The organism is Oceanobacillus sp. M65, assembly GCF_052246275.1.
In the GTDB taxonomy this organism is placed as follows: domain Bacteria; phylum Bacillota; class Bacilli; order Bacillales; family Amphibacillaceae; genus Oceanobacillus_B; species Oceanobacillus_B jordanicus.
In genome coordinates this window covers 1131798-1151557 of record NZ_JBQQCJ010000001.1, presented here as the reverse complement: position 1 = coordinate 1151557, position 19760 = coordinate 1131798, and the positions used below count along the sequence as shown (strand labels likewise).

19 protein-coding genes are annotated in these 19760 nt (G+C 40.8%); 5 read left to right on the top strand and 14 right to left on the bottom strand.

Annotated elements, in window-relative coordinates; genetic code table 11:
• Positions 1 to 6: 6 nt before the first annotated feature.
• The 5 genes from ACTWPF_RS05420 to ACTWPF_RS05400 form a co-directional block, all read right to left on the bottom strand.
• Entirely contained in the window at positions 7 to 1914 is a 1908-nt protein-coding gene (locus ACTWPF_RS05420; protein WP_443148585.1) for a BglG family transcription antiterminator, read from the bottom strand.
• Positions 1915 to 2033: 119 nt separating this feature from the next.
• Positions 2034 to 3173 carry a PrsW family glutamic-type intramembrane protease gene (locus ACTWPF_RS05415; RefSeq protein WP_443148584.1) on the bottom strand — a complete coding sequence of 380 codons (1140 nt, stop codon included), beginning with the start codon at positions 3171 to 3173 and terminating at the stop codon, positions 2034 to 2036.
• A 69-nt stretch (positions 3174 to 3242) separates the two neighbouring features.
• Positions 3243 to 3395 (bottom strand): hypothetical protein, encoded by a 153-nt coding sequence (locus tag ACTWPF_RS05410; RefSeq protein ID WP_238019915.1) that lies wholly within the window; start codon positions 3393 to 3395, stop codon positions 3243 to 3245.
• 64 nt (positions 3396 to 3459) lie between these two features.
• Positions 3460 to 4584: a M20 family metallopeptidase gene (locus ACTWPF_RS05405; RefSeq protein ID WP_443148583.1), complete on the bottom strand. Its 1125-nt coding sequence runs from the start codon at positions 4582 to 4584 to the stop codon at positions 3460 to 3462.
• Positions 4585 to 4600: 16 nt separating this feature from the next.
• Entirely contained in the window at positions 4601 to 6022 is a 1422-nt protein-coding gene (locus tag ACTWPF_RS05400) for an AbgT family transporter (RefSeq protein ID WP_234368358.1), read from the bottom strand.
• A gap of 205 nt (positions 6023 to 6227) precedes the next feature.
• Between ACTWPF_RS05400 and ACTWPF_RS05395 the strand changes: the two genes are divergently transcribed.
• Together ACTWPF_RS05395 and ACTWPF_RS05390 are read left to right on the top strand one after the other, a co-directional pair.
• Complete coding sequence (locus ACTWPF_RS05395; protein WP_443148582.1) at positions 6228 to 7610, top strand: TcaA NTF2-like domain-containing protein; 1383 nt, start codon at positions 6228 to 6230, stop codon at positions 7608 to 7610.
• Between the two features lie 30 nt (positions 7611 to 7640).
• The gene (locus tag ACTWPF_RS05390; protein WP_443148581.1) at positions 7641 to 8438 is read left to right on the top strand and encodes a hypothetical protein; all 798 of its coding nucleotides are present in this window, start codon (positions 7641 to 7643) and stop codon (positions 8436 to 8438) included.
• Between the two features lie 236 nt (positions 8439 to 8674).
• Here the strand turns inward: ACTWPF_RS05390 and ACTWPF_RS05385 are convergent, their stop codons facing one another.
• Both ACTWPF_RS05385 and ACTWPF_RS05380 read right to left on the bottom strand, forming a co-directional pair.
• Positions 8675 to 9889, bottom strand: a complete 1215-nt coding sequence (locus ACTWPF_RS05385) for an MFS transporter (protein ID WP_443148580.1) — start codon at positions 9887 to 9889, stop codon at positions 8675 to 8677.
• Between the two features lie 74 nt (positions 9890 to 9963).
• Positions 9964 to 11034 (bottom strand): AbrB family transcriptional regulator, encoded by a 1071-nt coding sequence (locus ACTWPF_RS05380; protein WP_443148579.1) that lies wholly within the window; start codon positions 11032 to 11034, stop codon positions 9964 to 9966.
• A gap of 142 nt (positions 11035 to 11176) precedes the next feature.
• On the opposite strand from ACTWPF_RS05380, the gene ACTWPF_RS05375 reads away from it, so the two are divergent.
• Genes ACTWPF_RS05375 through ACTWPF_RS05365 form a run of 3 tightly spaced genes read left to right on the top strand, consistent with a single transcriptional unit; the run spans position 11177 to position 12072 of the window.
• On the top strand, positions 11177 to 11482 hold the full coding sequence (locus ACTWPF_RS05375) for a PadR family transcriptional regulator (protein ID WP_443148578.1): 306 nt from the start codon (positions 11177 to 11179) through the stop codon (positions 11480 to 11482).
• The gene (locus ACTWPF_RS05370; RefSeq protein ID WP_443148577.1) at positions 11479 to 11862 is read left to right on the top strand and encodes a hypothetical protein; all 384 of its coding nucleotides are present in this window, start codon (positions 11479 to 11481) and stop codon (positions 11860 to 11862) included. Before ACTWPF_RS05375 ends, ACTWPF_RS05370 begins: the two co-directional genes overlap by 4 nt.
• An 18-nt stretch (positions 11863 to 11880) precedes the next feature.
• Complete coding sequence (locus ACTWPF_RS05365; RefSeq protein ID WP_443148576.1) at positions 11881 to 12072, top strand: hypothetical protein; 192 nt, start codon at positions 11881 to 11883, stop codon at positions 12070 to 12072.
• Positions 12073 to 12112: 40 nt separating this feature from the next.
• Here ACTWPF_RS05365 and ACTWPF_RS05360 read toward each other — a convergent pair whose 3' ends face one another.
• From ACTWPF_RS05360 to ACTWPF_RS05330, 7 genes are all read right to left on the bottom strand, one after another.
• Positions 12113 to 13375 carry an amidohydrolase family protein gene (locus tag ACTWPF_RS05360; protein WP_443148575.1) on the bottom strand — a complete coding sequence of 421 codons (1263 nt, stop codon included), beginning with the start codon at positions 13373 to 13375 and terminating at the stop codon, positions 12113 to 12115.
• A 26-nt stretch (positions 13376 to 13401) separates the two neighbouring features.
• Positions 13402 to 14568, bottom strand: coding sequence for a hypothetical protein (locus ACTWPF_RS05355; RefSeq protein WP_106897567.1), 1167 nt, complete (start codon positions 14566 to 14568; stop codon positions 13402 to 13404).
• Positions 14569 to 15266: 698 nt separating this feature from the next.
• A complete protein-coding gene (locus ACTWPF_RS05350; protein ID WP_106897568.1) occupies positions 15267 to 15914 on the bottom strand; it encodes a class II aldolase/adducin family protein in 648 nt (215 codons plus the stop codon).
• 16 nt (positions 15915 to 15930) lie between these two features.
• A complete protein-coding gene (locus tag ACTWPF_RS05345; RefSeq protein ID WP_036575604.1) occupies positions 15931 to 17205 on the bottom strand; it encodes a TRAP transporter large permease in 1275 nt (424 codons plus the stop codon).
• A complete protein-coding gene (locus ACTWPF_RS05340; RefSeq protein ID WP_106897569.1) occupies positions 17202 to 17699 on the bottom strand; it encodes a TRAP transporter small permease in 498 nt (165 codons plus the stop codon). Before ACTWPF_RS05340 ends, ACTWPF_RS05345 begins: the two co-directional genes overlap by 4 nt.
• A complete protein-coding gene (locus ACTWPF_RS05335; RefSeq protein ID WP_443148574.1) occupies positions 17700 to 18716 on the bottom strand; it encodes a TRAP transporter substrate-binding protein in 1017 nt (338 codons plus the stop codon).
• Positions 18717 to 18730: 14 nt separating this feature from the next.
• A complete protein-coding gene (locus tag ACTWPF_RS05330) occupies positions 18731 to 19759 on the bottom strand; it encodes a zinc-dependent alcohol dehydrogenase (protein ID WP_443148573.1) in 1029 nt (342 codons plus the stop codon).
• Position 19760 lies beyond the last annotated feature (1 nt).

Sequence of the window (19760 nt, the reverse complement as noted above, 5' to 3'; positions counted from 1 at the left end):
GGGAATTCACCCTATACCCATCAACCGCTTAAACGCATTAAAATTTTTAGCTGCAACTAATTGTCTAATCAGGTGCTGATCCTCCAACAAGTTCCCTAGTTCTTCAAACATCGGCTTGAGTTCATGCTGCCTATCCTTGCTGGCATTTAAGAGAAAAATTAACTGGACCGACTTGTCTCCCCACTCAATAGGCTTTACGAGTGTCATAACAGACCAAAATGTACGGTTCGTTTGTGGCTCCAATGGATGAGGAATTGCGACAAGATTGCCAAAACTCGTGGATGCATATACCTCTCTCTGCAAAACGGAATCGAGGTAGTTGCTATCAACCAATCCCAATCTCTCGAGATCGTTACATAGGAAACGCAAAATTGTTTCAGGGTCCATGAATTCTTTACGAAAATATGTAAACGGTTCCAAGAAATAGTTACGTATTACTGGATTGTTTCTCTTCATAATCCCCTTAACTTCGGAAATATCCTTTTTACCTAATATAGTGCTTACTTGAATAACAGGGATTCCTGGATCCCATAGGAGGGGGATCGTCGTAATAATAAAGTCAATTTCTTCAAGTGTGTAATGCTTTAAATTGTGCATTTCAGTAGTTCCAGCAATAACTATCTCTTCATGAAAAAGATCCTTTAATTTATACGTCAACAGCTGGGCACTGCCCATCCCTGAAGCACACACAATGAGACATCTTTGTTTATTCCTAGCTTCCTGTTTCTTCCGTTCTTGTGCCACTTCCAAATGAAGGGCAAGATAGGCCACTTCATCCTCTACCAGTTTAATAGAATGGATTTCATTCAATACCTCACTGCCAATAAGTGCTGCTTCAAATGATAGTGGATAATTTAATTTAATCTCATCGAGTAGCGGATTGCGAATGTTCATTTGGTAGTGGTAGCGATTGATAGCAGGCTTTAGATGTAGAGCTAATGCTAACCGCAATTCCATATCCTCTTTCAATTGAAAACCATACTGATTATCTATTCTTTCTACCATCTTCTCTACCAGTTCAGAAATTGCTGGATCCATGCTACAAACATGGCGATCCACCTTTTCGTTTGGTGATACAAGTCTTGTACCTAATAAATGCATGGCCAAATAGGCAACTTCATTTACTGGAAACGTAATCTGTAAAGTATCCTCTATATCGTTCACTATTTTTCTAGCAACGCTATATTCTTTTTCATTCTTTAAATGGGCGTAATCCAAGCCTGTTCCAATCGCTTGATTTTCTCCCAGTCGTCTAACAGCTATGGCAACATGGGTAATGAGGTTTTGGAGGCTTATATCTGAGATGAGGATTTGATTTTTTCGTAGATTGGTTAAAATACTATTTTTTATAGTCTGCAAATCCTCTTCTGGCAAAATGTCTAAGTCGACAGCACCTCGTAAGACAGATGCATCCTGTTGGTAAAGCCATTCTGCAATACAGAAGCGTATTTGCATCTCATCGCCAACGACTTTTATACCATAATTAGGCTTTTGCTCTAGTGCTAGGTTATAATCACTCAATATCTCCCTGACCTGCCGCAAATCCCCTTGCAGACTTGAGCGGCTGATGAACAGTTCATTAGCCATATCTTCAAGTTTACTATAGGTTGTTTGCATGAGTAATTTTTCCATCAAAAAATAGACCCTATTCTCCGAATTAATAGGCGAAGATTGTAGTGCCTGTTGTTCTAATAGTAGAGTCACTTTTTCCTTATCAGAGGGAAGTAGCTCATAGCCCTTCCCTCGAATCGATGTCAATTTTATATGATTGTCTAAGAGCAATGGTTGAAGATCCTTTAAATCATTTCTTACCGTTTTCGAACTAACTTGGAGTGCTAAGGAAATCTCTTCGCTTGTGATAGCCTGCTTGGCTGAAAGGAGTAATTGTAGAATTTTTTCACAGCGTGCATTCATACACAACCCTCATTAATTAAATATTTATCCCGCCCCGCCTGGCGGAAAGAGCCTTATGAAATGACGTTTCACTTTATCCTATTTAAAAGATATCATATTACGTCCTCTTCCCCAACTGCCTATTGACCTACATTCAACCGAACAATCTGCTTTAACCCTGCATGAATTAGCGTGAAGATAAAGATCCAAGCAATTATAATTAGCACGATATACATCAGATTAAATACCTGGAACAAATAGAGTGGCATATCCCACACAGAGTGTAGAATAACAGGGACAGCAAAGAGCTTAAGAAATTTTGCATCGGTCAAGTGCTCCCCTTTTAAGGGCTCCGCTTTTTTAACATAGACGAGTGCAGCCCCCGTTATGGCTGCCCAGCTAACGTGTGTGCCAATGGACATCCAGGCCCTGTCAAACATGACAGAAAGCATAAAATCCGTCCCATTCATCGTGCCGAAGCGAAATGCATAGCCTGCTGACTCAAATGCTGCAAATCCTGCCCCAATGGCAGCCCCAATAAGAAGGCCATTTAATATGTACTTTGGGTTCAATTTCTTTATAAAATAAAGAATGATGACTAACTTTCCGACTTCTTCCACAACGCCAACAATGATGGCGCCCCCAACATTCAGGTTATAAACCGGGACGATCGAAAACAGAATTAGGGTGGTCACAAGCGATGCGGTCCCCCCTATGAAAAACATTTTGGCAATTTCATAGATACTCAGATTCCGCGGAGCGTTCATTTCCCAAAAGAAAATGAGTAAGGAAAAGGGTACGACAAACGATCCAACCACAATAAGTCCTGGCAAAGCGTTAGGATTATGAAACATATAAGTACATACGTATAGGAAAAGATATGTAACCGCCAGAATGAGAAAGATTCTGGAAAACAACCAAGGCTTTGGCCAAGAGGTGGAGATTTCTTCGTCCTCTGGTGTCGTCAAAGAAGTTCCCGAAATAAACAGGATCTCCCCTTCTTCCTTGGAGTGTTTTTTTAAAACAGAAGAAAATATATCCCGTAAATTCAAGTCAATATTCCCTTTTTCCCCCACAAGTCCATTAATGCGTTCCGTTGCATGCAAGAAAGTACTGCGCATCTGATCGGGGATTGTTTTACCGGCATCCTCTGTTGCTGCCGATTGCGTTTGACCAGCGTCTTGTCTAAATACGTCTTCTTCTTGAATTAGCTTTATCCCACAAGATGGGCAAAACTTTGCTTCCTGTGTTACCTTTATTCCACAATTAGGGCAATACATAGAAAACCTCCTTCTTTTGGTACACTTCATCAAATTATTACCCTAAATTGTTCAAACTTGCAACCCGATTCAGCTTCTTTTCCTACTGCTGAAAGCCATAGCTAAGAACCCAGCCCCCATACCAATCAACGTGCCTGCTGCCACGTTATCAAAAAGTAGTCCTAACCCAATACCAAGAAACATGCTACCTGCAAAAACACCCCCCCCAATACCTTGATTCATTTCCATCATCCCCCTTACTCTTTATTATTCCTATTCATGTTAAGCTGGGAAAATCCCCAGTGATTTAAACCGAATATATTAACTTACAAAGCAAAGCGGTTCGCTCCGGAATGTCATTGATCAAAATATGTTCATCTCTGGCATGTATCCCCTCACCTGCAGCACCGAGTCCATCGAGGGTAGGAACCCCCATCGCTGCAGTAAAGTTTCCATCACTTCCGCCACCTGCACTCTCTTCCTTAAGCTTCATATTTAGTTCCTGAGCTACTTCTTTGGCTTTTGCAAATAGCTTTTCTGTTCGTTCATTCTTATGCATTGGTGGTCGCATAACGCCACCGTGCACCTTTATTTTAGCGCCCTCTGTATGAGGTTCGAGCTCTTCCATGATGTGTTCGATTCTGTCTTGTTCTTCTTCTGTTTCCATTCTTACATCAACCCCGATCGATGCTGCATCGGCAACAACATTTAGCGGCCCTCCACCTTCCACAGAGCCTACATTCACGGTTGTACCCTTATCGTAGTCTGTAAGTGACTCTAAATAAAGAATTTGCTCGGCCACTTCTTTAATAGCATTCACCCCATCTTCATGATGATTGCCAGAGTGGGCTGCTTTGCCTGTTACATCTACATAGTAGCGAGCAGAACCTTTTCGTTCTGTTTTTAATGCTCCACTTCCGGCTACGGGTGGCTCTGTAACCAAAACACAAAAGCTGTCTTTTGCTTCCTGTTCGATCAATGCTTGCGAGCTTGGGCTGCCAATTTCCTCATCACTTGTACACAAGAAAACGATGCGCTTATTTACGTGCAGACCTAAATCCTTGCATGCTTTCATCGACCAAATCGCTTGGACAAGCCCACCTTTCATATCGAGGATGCCTGGACCAAAGATTTTTCCTCCCTCTTCCTTAATAGGAAGCTCCCCTTTATCCCAAACCGTATCAAAATGGGACAGAATTAAGAGTTTTTCTTCCCCTTCTCCGTATTCAAACCGTAAATGATTTCCGTGTTCTTTCTCTTCTATTAACATTGCACGATAGCCAAAGTGCTTTTCCAATAAGTCTTGGATACGTTGTCCGCAAACGTCTAATAGTGCTTTATCATGGGAAGGCGACTCACTCTCCACAATGTATTTCATATCCTCCATAATGTCCTGGTGATGTTTTGTCATGTATGCTTTTATCTGATCCATGTTGTTTCTCCTTTCGTTAGAATGGTCCGTAATTTATAAGAACCGCGATGCTAATAAACACAGCGCCAATGAAAGCCCAAATAAGGACGAGTGGCCAGACGAAGCGGAACCATTTATTCCACGGAACTCCTCCGACAGCCAATACTGCCATCAATACACCTGAGGTAGGCGTGAAAATATTCGTTATGCCATCACCGAGTTTAAATGCTAAGACACCTGTCTGCCGTGTAATATCAAGCATGTCAACTAACGGTACAATAAATGGCATGGTGATGACCGCCTGGCCACTACCGGATGTTACCAATAAGTTAAAGAGTAAGTTAAAAACAAAGATTGCCTGGGCTCCGAGTAATGTTGGCAAACCTTCTAGTGGGCCAAAGGCATAATGAACGATCGTATCTAAAATATACCCATTTTCCAAAATGACTACAATGGCTCGTGCCATTCCAATCACGAGGGCTCCATAGACGAGTCCTTTCGCCCCTTCCATAAACACCGAAACTAATTTATTTGGCGTTATTTTATTAATAACTGCTACCGCAATGCTCATCATAAGAAAGGTTGCCGAAAGCTCGTTAATCGACCAACCGAGGTTATAAACACCAAACAGAAAAACTCCCAAGAAAACAAAGAACGTAAGAATAACGATCTTATGCCGCAGGGTAAACGCCCCAAATGAATCCGTGTCTTGTTCATCATCGTGATATTTGGCAAAAGGCGACGATCCCATCATAGATTTTGCAGGATCCTTGCTTATTTTTTTTACATAGAGACAGATATAGACAATGGTAACTAGAAGAAACACAATAAAAGCTGCTCCTCGTAGTGCTGCCCCTGAGAATAAAGGTAACTCAGCAATTTGCTGGGCTATCCCTGTTATCACGGGATCAAATGTACCTGTTGCAACACCCACATACTGTCCTAAGTAGATCATCGCAATTCCTGTAATGGCATCGAGCTTAAGTGCCCGGGCAAGAATAATTCCGATTGGAATAAAGGCAATAACAGCATTTCCACTTACCCCCGCTGTATCCAATATACCAAAAAGGGTTATAACAGAGATGATTAGCAGATATTTCCTCCCCTTAGTACGATCGATTAGAGCGTTAATTCCAGAGTTGACGGCCCCTGTATGTTCAAATACGGCAACCGTTCCACCAATAATTAATACCATAAACACAAGGTTGGCTGTATCAATTAGTCCTTGTTGGATCGCTAGGAATACATCCATTACAGAAGCTGGATTCATATCTGTATCACTGTAGCTGTCCGGGATTACTTGGGTAATCTCATTATCTGTTGTCTCTCTTTCAAAGGACCCTGCTGGTATAATATATGTAGCAATTGCTGCGAGGAGCAACAAACCAAATAATATAACGAAGGCGTCTGGCATTTTGACGCCCTTTTTGTTTTTTCTTTTACCATCATTCGTTGCCACTTCTCATCCCCCCACCTTAAAATAATTGAAAATTAACAACTTGCTGTTAATTATAATAATGAATAAGACGAAATTCAAAGAAAAAGCATGGACGAATAATCTCTCAATTTTTCCTTTCTTTCCTAAAGAATTTTGCTATACTTATCAATGCTGGGTCATTTTACCCAGGCTAATGTTCTTATATCAAAAGAAAGGAGGAAAAACTATGCCATACTGTAAAAATTGTGGAACAAGGCTAAAGACGGAAGATCGGTTTTGCACAGAATGTGGCGAAGCTTCTCAGCAAGCAGACACAATTGGGCCCACTCGTGGAAGCAAACCACGAAATCCGATGAAAAAACACACGAAAGTGTTACTCCTTATTATTGGGGTACTTTGTTTGTCCCTATTTATTGCCCATAAAATGTTGGATAGCTATTTTAGTCCAATGAAGCAGATTCAAGCTATGGACGAGGCCATTTCAGAAGAACAGGCAGGAGCATTCCTTGACCACGTGCAAGTTGATGAAGATGCATTGCTTAATAAGGAAGCGTATCTCCAATACATAAAAGAAACGGAATGGGATCACGTGAAAGAGCAGTTTATGCAAATAGTCGAATCGGAAGAACAACAGCCAACCAAGCTGGAGAAAAAAATTATAAGCTCCAACGGTACAGAGCTATTTCGGGTCAAACCTAAATCTGTTGTTTTAGGACTTTATACAACTTATACATTCAAAGCAGTACCAGTTGAGCTAGTTGTGTCTTCTTCCATGGACAATGCCGAAGTAACGATTGATCGAGTAACAGAGAAGCTAAAGTTAGAAGAGCCTACTACCATTACCACGGTTTACCCAGGCACTTATACGTTAACAGCTAAAGCGGAGAACATGTTCGGTGAGTTTGCCTATGAAGAAGATCTTATAGTAGAAGCTGCAGATCAACACGAAGTCTATGCTGAGTTCTCAGGATATACACAAAGTATCTATTCTAACCAAATGGAAGCAAGTCTCTTTATGAACGGTAAGGATACAGGCAAGAAACTTAACGAATTCGACTTTCTTGGTCCCTTCCCAGAAGAGAATGAGTTGGAATTTCATGCTGAATGGAAAGCTCCTGACGGAAGCGTGTTGAAGACCGATACACTACAACCGCAAGCAGACGGGTGGTATGATCTTGATTTCTGGTTTGATGATCAAGCCATTTATGCTGCCGAGGCGCAAGCTGCAGTATCGCCTGAAGAAGAGGCTGGTGACCTTGTTCTCAGCTTTCGCGATGCCTATGAGAATGCGGTGAACTTTCAGGATTATAGTTTGATAGAACCCTATGTAGAGCCCGAAAGCGATGCATCAGAGGAGCTGGGGACCTACATCGCCGATTTAGAGGATACAAACTATTATTATGAATTCACCTCGAATGAAGTTATAGATGCCAAAATCGTCGACGAGCTTACCGTAAAAGTGACAACGAACGAACAATTCACGTTTACAAATCACCTCGATGAACAGACAGATTATGATCGAGAAAAAACCTATACGGTCGTGACAGGTGAAGACGGTTATCGTATCCGTAGTATTACGTATGAAGAAACAGAGAGAGAAAAAAGATAAAGTATCTATTTATTAAAAGGGGATTAGAACATGCTCGTTTGTACTACATGTAATCATAAACAAGAAACAGGAAAATTTTGCGGTGTTTGTGGGTCAGCCGTGACGCCTGAGGGGAACCCAGCAAATGTAGACCATTTGACTGCAAAAGCTCAGTCTGCAGCAACCATGGCACCTGTAAACCAACCTACGGATATCAAGGATGGCTTGCAGGAATACGGCTCTTACTTCTTAAGCTTACTTAAAAATCCATCACTCGCATTTCAGTCTGGGCGGAAACATTTTATATCAGGGTTCGTTACCTTAATTATCTATGCAATTGCCTTTTCTTTAAGCATTTACTTTCTAGCAAACTCGTTAACGCGTTCATTTATGGGTGGGTTTGGAGCAACAGAAAGTTCTCTTCCATTTTTCGAATTGAACTTTCGACTTTTCTTTATTATTGCCATTTCAGTGGTGATCTCTTTATTTAGCAGCTTTATAATGGTTAAAGCTGCTAAAAATCATATCGACTTCCAAACATTCGTAGCACAATTTGGTGGGCTGGCAGTACCGTTTGCTGGTTTAAATGTATTAGCTATCTTATTCGGACTAGCAGGCTCTATTCAATTAACCATGTATACACTTGGTACGTCATTAATTTTATTCTTAATGTTTGTTCCAGTAATCATGGTATATGAGAAAGCTACCCTTGTTGCAAAACAGGGACAACGCGTCTACCTTAGCTTAGCTACTGTTATCTTAATGTCAGTTCTAACCTATATAGTTGGGCGAATTATGTTGGCCGATTTTATTAGTGATGTAGAAGATCTTTTATATTACGTCCTTTAAGGTGAAACTGCAATCAGTGGGAGTTTTCGTTCTTCACCCACTGATTGTTAGTTGAACGAATCGGGGTGTTAGCGTCCGTTTACTCCCACTAAAAACTAACGGTTACACCTCATGTTTTGAAGTGGGAGTCTTACGGACGGTTGCACTGGGATAAAATAGTAATAAAACAACCAGTATCGCTTGAGAGCGGTGCTGGTTGTTTTTATTGTATTCCCCTACTTTTAACTAAAGCCCCTCTAACTTGCTTCTCTAAAATACGTTTTCTTGGCCGGCATTAATGCACTGTATCCAATTAGGAAGGCGATTAGCAGCATAGCTGTAGATAACACAATGATCATCAGTCTAAGGGAAATAATGTCCCCCATCGTTCCAACCACTAATACCATTAAAATTTGTAGGGCACTTTGCAATAATTGCACAAGACTTGTTACCCTTCCCATTAAATTTGTTGGGACATTATTCTGGTAAAACGTCATTATTCCCGTGTTTAAGAAACTGTTAAAGAAGCCTAATATAATGAAGCCGATCGTTATGGTTAAAAACGACCAGGAGAAGGCATAGAGAACATACCCAACCGACTGAAATAGAATTCCCAAGGCAATCAAATATCGTAGTGAGAAAAGATGAGAGAAAACAGACACGAGTATGGCACCCGTAATCGATCCAATCCCTGTAATACTAATGAGTAAGCTATAATCCATTTCGGATAACCCTACTACGTCTTGGGTAAACACTACTTCCTGAGCGTCCATTGCAAACGCGAAGATCGTGGTAACCAGAAACAATCCGTAAATATACGCTACATAATGGTTGACCTTAACAAAGTTACGAACAACTCGGAAGTCTTCTCGTACTTGAGCCCAGGAAAGCTTTGGTATGGTTGCCTTCTCAACTGCACCCATTTCAGGCAATAGCATTAGGAAAAACGCAGATAGTAGAAAGGATGACGAGTTAATGATTAGCGTTATATCGATGCCCCAAAGTAGAATAAGGAATCCGGCTACAGCTGGACCTATAATGAAGGCACCTGATGTTGTAAGGGACTGAATAGAATTAAAACGTTTCCGCATCTCCTTCGGTATCATTTCTGTTATGTATGTCATAGAAGAAGGACCAAAAAATGATTTCGCAACGCTAAGTAGAATAAGAAATAAAAAGATGAGCCAAATAGAAGATAAGAAAGGAAGGCAGAATACAAATATCGCCCTAGCCAAATATGTCACAATCATGATCTTCCGCTTACTTCGGTACTCAATAAAACTTCCGGTCCAAAATTTAGTTAACACATTTACGATGGGGCCGACTACCCAAAGCCCAGCCACCGCAGCCGCTGAACCCGTTATTTGAAAGACTAATAAATTGATAGCGATAAGATATATGAAATCTCCGAGACTAGCAGTTCCTACTGAAATTAAAAGAATGGTCGGTTGCTTCCATTTGGTCGATGACATAACCAGTTTTCCTCCTTCTATTTAACCTTGCTAAACTCTCAGTCCAAGTACAATGCTTTAAGCAAATAAAAAGTTTACGGTGTCTGACTTGTCGACCTTTTATCCCGAAATAATAAACCTAATAGTGGTGGCACGCCGATTACAATGACAAGTATGCGAATGAGTTGCAAAGAGCTGACGACAGCAGGATCTCCCCCAAGACTATATGCTGTTAAAACCATCTCAAACAAACCGCCTGGTGCAATGCTTAAAATAGCTGTAACGTAATCTAATGAGGTTAGGTTTGCTAAAATCACACCAAGCAGAATAGAAAAGGCAATAATGCCAAGGGATGTGCCAAAATATATAAAGGAAAGCTTTCCACCTGCCTTTATATCTCGAAACAGAATATTTTTACCAAGGCTTGCTCCGACCGCAACCTGTGCTGCATACATAAGCGTAGGAGGGATCGCTGGCAACTCTACGAGCGTAATATTAAGTGCCGCTGTCACCCCAATTGCCCCGATAATAATCCCCGCTGGAATTTTTTTATTCAAAAACAACGCGGCCAATGCTGGCAGGATAAGAGCCAAATAGCTAACAGGAGATCCAAGAATAACCTCTGTGGAAGCCTGACCATTTGTGTTCCCTGTTCCTTGTCCGAATAACAAGGCCATAATGGAAGGAACGGTAAAGAGAACGGTCACCAGACGAATTGTTTGAAAGATAACCACCAAAGAGGTTCGCGCCTTAAATGCTTCACTTGCCAATGTCATCTCAGACAAGCCCCCTGGAATACTACCAAAAATACTTGTCATGCTATCTACCTTCACCCACGATAGTTTAGTCACCAGGATACTGATAACGATACTAGCAAAAATAAGAATGAGGGTAAGCAAAAGATATGGTAGAAAATACGGGAGTATCATCTGGAAAGTTTCCAATGTAAAATAAAGTCCAAAATAAACTCCTAGTATAATAAAGCTTGTATTTTTTATTGGGATCGGGATATATGCTTCCCGCTTTAATAGCCCTTGTGCGATAAAGGTAAACGTTAAGGCACCAAGCACCCAGGGAAGCGGCATATTTAGGAAGGAAAAGATGTAGCCACCAATCGCAGCAACCAAAAATGTGACGATTAACCTTTGTTTTTTATTCGCTTGCATTATAAAACCCCTTACTTATGTCTCTCTAAACCTAGCATACCATGGTTTTTGCACAATTGTGACAAAAGTTGACTCATAGGATCTTTTTGGTTACTATTACGTTATACGATATAACACAAAACGTAATAGTTGAGGTGAAGCAATGCAGTCACTTGACCGGTTTTCAGAGCCAGCTTTATTTATCATAATCAGTTTAGCCGAAGGAGAAAAGCACGGCTATGCCATCATGGAAGATATTGAAAAACACTATCATAAAAAGCTTGGACCAGGGACACTATATGGCGCCATTAGCCGAATGGAAAAGCTGCGTCTCATAGAAGCTATGCCCTTACAAAACAGAAGAAAGCCGTATAAGGTTACGGAATCTGGCAAAGCGTATCTTGAGGAAAGATTAAAGGAATTGGAACAAGTGACGTCGCTTGGATGGAGGAGGCTTGGCTTATTATGAAATGGCTCCTCTATGTATACCCCCAAAAATGGCGTGCGCACTATGGGGAAGAGCTTTTATATATACTTAGCATGAAAAAAACAACCATTCGAGATGTCATAAACATCTTATTCCACGGTATCTTGGAAAGGTTCCTTGCCGGGAAAGATTTGCTGAAATCTTCATCACATACATCGCTCTATTATTTACAAAGAAGTTTTTCCCTGTTACTTTTACTCATCGTGGTGTGTTCATGTATTGGGTACAGCCTTGCCATGGCACCCATACCTGATTTTTCCATAGAATGGATTTTGCTGATCGGTGTTGTCGCCATATCCTATTTTTGCTATGTAAGTGGGATAATAAAGGTTTTATTTCTTTTTCAAAAGCACACAAAATAATAAAAGCGAGGAAAAATGATGAATTATACCATGTTTAAAGATGTTAAGACGATGATCGGATTTTCCGCTTCTATTATAGGAAGTATTATTGCCATCTTGTTAGCAGCAAGAGATTTAGATGGATGGGGGGTTTTCAGTGTATTATCCCTCATTCTTCTAGCGCTAAGTGTAACGCGGGCAAGTCGTTTGTATAATCAGAAAAGCACATAAAAAGAGAGAAAAGCTTCCACTTTTCTCTCCTTTCCGCCTCTTATATACGTACTGTCGTTTTAACCGTATTTTGCTTCACGAGTTGTCCATCTTTAATGACGGTTGTGATGTTTTCCTTGTTTTCTAAACTGCGGATGTCCGTAAGCGGATTGGTCTTCGTAATGATAAGATCCGCTACTTTTCCAGTTTCCAATGTACCCAGTTTGTTATCCCACCCCATACATTCAGCAGCCACTTTTGTCGTTGCCTGTAGGGCTTCCATTGGGGTCATCCCTATCTCACACATTAGGCCAAGCTCTCTTAAGTTGGTACCATGTGGCATGACGCCAGCATCCGTCCCCATTGCGATTTTCACTCCCGCACGATGAGCTTTGGCAACACTAGTTTTATGAATCTCAGCAACCTCTTTTGACTTTTCTACCGCATAGGCTGGCATGTCATTCGTCGTTTCGGCCAACTCTAGTACAGAAACCGGCGCAAGCAATGTTGGCACTAAGTACGTACCGTGCTTTAACATCAATTCAATTGTCTCATCATCCAAGTAAATGCCATGTTCAATGGAATGGATTCCGGCACGAACTGCATTCTTTATCCCTTCAGAACCTTGAGCGTGGGCCATTACCTTGACCCCATTTCGGAAGCTCGCCTCCCTCACGATAATCTCCAGTTCTTCTTGCGAGAATTGCGTGAATTCTGGATGGTCAGTAGGACTAAGCACACCGCCTGTTGCGTGTACCTTGATAATATCAGCCCCTGCTCGCAGCATTTCCCGCACCTTTTTGTGTACTTGATCTGGGCCGTCGCATATCGCATCCGGCATGGAAGGATAGGTTACATTCGTCACATCTATGCCAGATCGCATCCAAGAGTCGCCATGACCACCAGTAATGGTAAGCGGATTGATGCTTACTTGCATTCTTGGTCCGACAATTAATCCTTCTTCAATCGCTTGCTTCACTCCAACATCCGTAAACCCTGCGTCTCTTACTGAAGTAATTCCGATATCAATCGTTTTCTTTAAATAATCCATCGCCTGGTAAAAACGCATCGAGAAAGGCGTCTCCAATGTTTTTTGCATCTCTGCTTTTTGGAACATCATGTGTACATGGGTATCAAACAAACCTGGTAAAATGTAGCCCCCATCGGCATCAACTACTTTTGCGTCAGGTTTTAGTGATGCCAATTCTGCTTCTTTTCCCACTGCCTCAATTTTCCCATCGTTTAGTAGGACAGCAGCCTTTTCTATTGGTTCTCCGCCATTGCCATCAATTAACGTGCCATTCTTCACAAAAGTGTATGTCATATGTAACGCTCCCCTTCTATTGAGTTTTATAGTGTACCAACAAGAATACTTGCAATCACAATCGATGCAATCGTGACGGTCGTAAACCCACCGACCAGCATCGGCGTTAAAATCTCGTTAAAAATAGCCTTTCTTTCCTTCTCATCCTTTCCTATACTTCTGCTGACTTCCTCACAAATAATATAATCACCAGGAAACCCGAATAATGCTGTTAAGGCAACAGGTATTCCTTTATTTGGATTCCATTTAAATAATTTAGAACTGAAATAGCCGCCCATTAAAATTCCGATTATCCCAACCACCATGATCAAAAGTACTTCTGGAAGATAGTCCGTGAACATGGACGGTGTGATGGAATTCATGGAAGACATCACCACAACAATTAAGAGTGCCATCGTTATCCCAAAGGAATTTGCCTTTTCCATCATACTTCCTTGATAGAAGCCAAAATAGGTTCCTATAATGCCTATTGCAAGTGCCCATAGACTATAATTAATGCCTGTCAGGGATCCAAGGACTACCGCTATAGCAGCTCCTAGAAACACTTGAAAGAGAAGGATGACCTGTGTTTGGTATTTTTCCGGTAGCAAGCTTTTCCTGCTTTTTTCTTGCTTCTCTTTCGTTGCGGCTACTGTCTGATAGCCTGTCTCACGTAATTCTTTTTGTACAGAGACACCAAGCTTACGTAAGAAAAATGCAGCAAGTGGCATTCCAACAAAGTTTTGAATCCCTAAAATGAGTGCCGGAATGGTGATCAAGCTAACTAGTCCAAGTTCCTGCAGACGTTCTGATGTAATAACAAACGCGATAATCCCACCCGTTAATGGCCCTAATCCAACCACAGAAGATGTATAGCCAACAAACGGTGTAACGAAAACAATGACAAGCACTACAGCAACAAGTATTCCAGATAAGGCAATGAGAACTGCCTTATACTGCTCCTTCAGTTGTTTAAAAGGGATTAATGTCCCCATGTGCACAATCAGCACTGCTGGCAAAATAGAAGCGAAAGCAGAAATATTCGCCTTATCGGCAATATCAGGTGGAAAAACACCTGTCCAAAGTAAGAGTAAATAACCGAACATCACCACAAATAACATCGGGATTCTTGCTCTGGAAACAACGGATAAAAATTCTCCCAATGCGAATAAAGCAAATATTAGCATGGCAGCAACAATAGGCTCGTCTATCATGAGGATCAGCTTCTTTCTCTACTAAATTTTGTTCCTGCGTTAGATTGTGACGTCACTTTAACGTAGTAAACAGTAAAAGATTATTACCCATTCTATGCCCCTATTTTTAAATTGTCAATATATTTTTTATAAAGTGAAACTTCAGTCATATGGGGGGGGTTTTTCACCCCAATGATTGTTAGTTGAACGAATCGGGGTGTTAGCGTCCGTTTACTCCCACTCAAAACTAGTTTCACTTCATGTTTTGAAGTGGGAGTCTTACGGACGCTTGCACCGGGATAAATAAAATATTTGGTTTTAAATGGTAACAAAGGCTATTTTTATTACATGAAAACAGCTTATGTGAGAACGTTGATGAAGGTTATTTTGAATAATTGAGAAAAGGGTGGGGTGACGCGTGGTTGATTGAATAGTTTTTTGATTGATTGAAGCACGTTTTTGATTGATTGGACAGCTTTTTTGGTTGATTGGCCCACCCATTTGATTGATTAAACAGCCCCCTTGGTTGATTGGGCAGCCCCTTTGATTGATTGGAACATATTTTTAATTGATTGGCGTTTCGCTTTGGTTGATTGGGGCTGCGTTTTGATTAATTAAACAGCTTCCTTGGTTGATTAGCAATCCACCTTGATCAATTCCTCCTCCCCCCTACAAAAAAAAACAGCCGAGACTGTGTCTCAGCTGTTTTTCTATTTACCTTAATCCCATTTACGAACTGGTTTGTAGCCGGCATTATAAAGGAAGTCGTTAACAGTGTCTTCCGATAAGCCGTTTATCTTAATACCACTCTGCATTGCCTGAATATGCATTCTACACGTATATTCCAGTGTCTGCAATGCCATTCTAGCTTCTTTTAAACTTGTGTCATATACGATGACACCATGGTTTTCAAGTAGCATTACATTTCCTAGTTTTGCTTTTTCCTTTACAGCATCTGCAAGCCCCAGACTTCCTGGATGCTCATATGGAATGCGCACGATCTTTTCCAAATAGTACATCGCTTCTACAAAATAGTTAGAAGGAATGGCCATATCTGTATTGGCAATAAGCGTACTGTAGAAAGGAGAAGCATGCAAAATAGCATTGATCTCTGGTCGCTCTTTGTAAATGTTTTGATGCATAATATGCTCTTTAGATGGCTTTTTCCCTTCAACCAATCCGTCATCTGAACAGAGAGAGAAATCGCTTATATCCATTTCTCCAAGGTATGTTCCACTTGCAGATACGTAAAATTGGTCCTCGCTTACCCGAGCGCTAATATTTCCTGCTGTTCCCCAAGCTAGATCATTGTCCATCATGAAAACGCCTGTTTTTTGCAGGTCTTTCACTAACTCTAATCTATCCATACTTTTTCAAAACTCCTTAGTCAAGTAAATTTAATAGTCCCAGTGATACAGATGGGAATAGTGCAATAATGAGTAACGTAATAATCACTGCAATATAGAATGGTATCATTCCTTTTGTAACTTGGTCTAATCTCAAGTTCGCAATCTTTCCTGCAACGAATAGATTTAACCCAAGTGGTGGTGTTACCATACCAATTGCGAGTGTTACGATCATCACGATTCCAAAATGAACTGGATCAATTCCCATTTCTAAGGCAACCGGTGCCAAAATCGGTGCGAGAATGATAATAGAAGCATTGGTTTCCATGAACATTCCTACCAATAATAGTAACACCATAATAACTAATAAGAATACTGTTCCATTAGTAGAGAAAGATGTAAACATTTCTGCAACCTGTTGTGGAATATTCTCGATAGTTAAAATCCAACTGAATAGCCCAGCACTTGCAATGATAAACATGATCGTTGATGTTGTAACGGTCGCTTGTGTAAGAATCTTGTTGATATTTTTAAAGTTGATCGTTTTATAAAATACAATACTGATTAGAAACGCGTACGCTACGGCAATACCGGCTGCTTCAGTTGCAGTAAAGATTCCACTATAAATACCACCTAAAATGATAACAGGCATAATAAGAGCAGGAATCGCCTCCAAGAACGCTTTACCTAATTCCTTGTTTGTCTTCTTCGGCTCTTTCAGGTAGTTTCGTTTTTTAGATACGATGATTACCACAATAAGTAATCCGATACCAATCACGATACCTGGTGTTACACCTGCGATAAATAAATCACCAATGGACGTACCTGCTGCCACACCATATAAAATCAGCGGAATACTAGGTGGGATGATGATGCCCAATGTCCCTGAAACGCCTTGAACACTTGCGGCAAAATCCTTATGATAACCTCTTTCAACCATTGCAGGAATAAGGATAGCCCCTAATGCTGCAGTTGCGGCAACACTTGAACCTGAAATCGCTGCGAAAAACATGGTTGTTACGACAGTTACAATGGCCAACCCACCAGAAACATGTCCAGTTAAAGCATTGGCTAAATTAATTAATCGCTGAGAAATACCACCGTATTCCATAATTACACCAGCTAGCATGAATAGCGGAATAGCCAGCAATGGGAAGGAATCAAGTGATACAAACGCCCGCTGTGCGAGAACCATTAACGGGATATCTCCTGCAACGAGCAGGGCGATACTTGATGATAAGCCTAGAGAGATCGCAACAGGAACCCCTAGAAGAAATAAGATAATGAGGGATACAAATAATGCGATTATCATTGCGCCCCACCTCCCTCTATTGTTTTACCTTGTTTGTCTTCAATCATGACAGCAATTGTATTAAGCAGTAGCAGCAGAGATCCTAAAGGAATAGCTGCATAAGCCCAACTCATGGAGAATTGCAATGTCGGTGTAGCTTGGTTTACTACTGTTAAGGTTAAAGCAGAACCATAATAGAAAAGAATCGCTGCAAAAATAAGAGAAATCCATAGAATAATAGAATTTAGAACCTTCTTTCTTTTAGCGCTTACAATTTCTACTAAAAAGTCTATTGCAATATGTTCTTTATTTCGCATTGCAAGGGCTGCCCCAAAAAACACAATGTAAATCATTAAATATCGAGATATTTCTTCAGACCAACTAAGCGGATAGTCAATGACAAAGCGTGTAATGACCTGAAGTACCACTAATACCGCTAATACGATAAACATGGCCGATACGATATATTTCACTGCTTTATTAATTTTGTCTATAAAACTCACATAGCTCTGCATCTAATTCCCCCCTAAACTACTCATCTCAATAATTGAATCATAGAGATCTCTGCCATACTTATCTGCTAAGCGTTCATGGACAGGCAATACCGCTTCACGGAACGGTTCTTTGTCTACTTCAATTATTTCAACTCCAGATTCTTCCATTTCTTGAAGCGCTTTCTTATCTTGCTCAGCAACAAGCTCATTTTGATAGTTTCTTGCCTCTAATGCTGCTTCTTCAACTGCTTTCTGTTCTTCTTCACTAAGCTTTTCATACGTAATATCACTCATAATCATTTGTACGTAGCCATAAACATGGTCTGTTTTGACTAAGTAGTCTTGTACTTCATGAATCTTAGCACTAGTCGTAAAGGATGCCGGATTTTCCTGTGCATCAATTACTCCAGTTTGGAGTGACGAATACACTTCACTAAAGTTCATCGGTGTTGGATTGGCACCCATTGCGCCCCATCCTTCTACAGATGCTTCAATATTTGGAACACGGATTTTTATTCCTTTTAAGTCGTCTATTGTGTCAACTCGTTTATTTGTAGTTAATTCCCTTGGTGCACGTGCCCAAAATTCTAGACCGCGAATTCCTGTTTCTTCTAACATATCGCGTTGTAATTCCTCGCCACCTTCTCCGTATAAGAAGGATTCCATGTGTTCTTGATCATCAAATAGATAAGGCAATTCCAATATAGAATATGGTTTATAAAAATTAGACATTACCCCTGCAACTAATGCAAAGTCGACAGAGCCTATTTGTGTTCCTTCTATTAAATCTCTATCAGAACCAAGTGTGGAGCTAGGATAAATTTCGACGTTTACTTTACCATCTGTCTTTTCTTCCACCAGTTCAGCGAATTTTACAGAGGCCTTATGCCATGTATGTGATTCACTTTGGATATGTCCAAGCCTTAATGTTGTTACATCCTTTTCCCCTTCTTGGGAGCTCGCTGTGTTTGAGCAAGCTCCGAGAAGGGTGAAGGCAGCTATTAGCAAAATTAGACCAATTATTCTCTCCCGTTTCACCCTAAATTCCTCCTCTATGAGTCAAATCTAACTAGAACTTTTACTGAATTGTCTTGTTTATTATTAACAATTTCAAAGCCATGTGCTGCTTCTTCATAATGCAGAACATGTGAGATGATTTTTTCAACTGGAATCTTAGCTTCTTTAATAATTTCTAGCGCTTCCTCTGTATCTGGTCGGTTATATGTCATACAGCCAACGATTTCTTTTTCATTTTGCTGCAATTGTTCAATGTCCACTTCTTGCTGACCATGGAACATCGCAACGGTTACGACACGTCCACCTTTTTTCAATAGGTTTAGAGCTTGATTGATAATGCCCGGAACACCTGCTGTGATAAAGACTTTATCAAAAGATCCTCCCATTCGTTCTTTTGTTTCCTCAATCCAATTTGGATTATCCATAATGTTGACCGTTTCTGTTACATCAAGTTCTTTGGCAACATCAAGTGAGTAATCAAGCACATCTGTGATAACCGTCTCTGTTACGCCTTTTGCTTTTACTGCTGCAAGTGTTAACAGCCCAATTGGACCAGCACCAATAATCGCTACTCTATCGTTAGGTTTCACATCGCCTTTGAATACTGCGTGAACACCAACTGCAAGTGGTTCTACGAGCACACCTTGGTCATAGCTCACACTATCAGGTAAGGAAATCACGAGATCTTCTGGTGACACAAAATATTCGGCCATTGTTCCTAACCAATCTCCCATGCCTGGCGCAAGTCGCTCATCTGAATAATTCACATTCCCCGTCATCACGCCTTCACTTTCTCCTGTACCTTTTTGTGGTTCTACGGTCACTCGATCGCCAACTTTAACGTTCTTTACCGCGTCTCCAATTTCTACAACCTCACCAGCCACTTCATGGCCAATCACAACTGGAGGCTTTCTAAAAGGGTGTAGCCCTTTGTATGTGTGGATATCAGAACCACAAATTCCTGCTGTCGCTACTTTAATGAGTACTTCATCACTGTTTATTGTTGGACGGTCAATGTCCTTGATTTCAATTTTCTCAGCGTCTTGAACAAATACTGCTTTCATA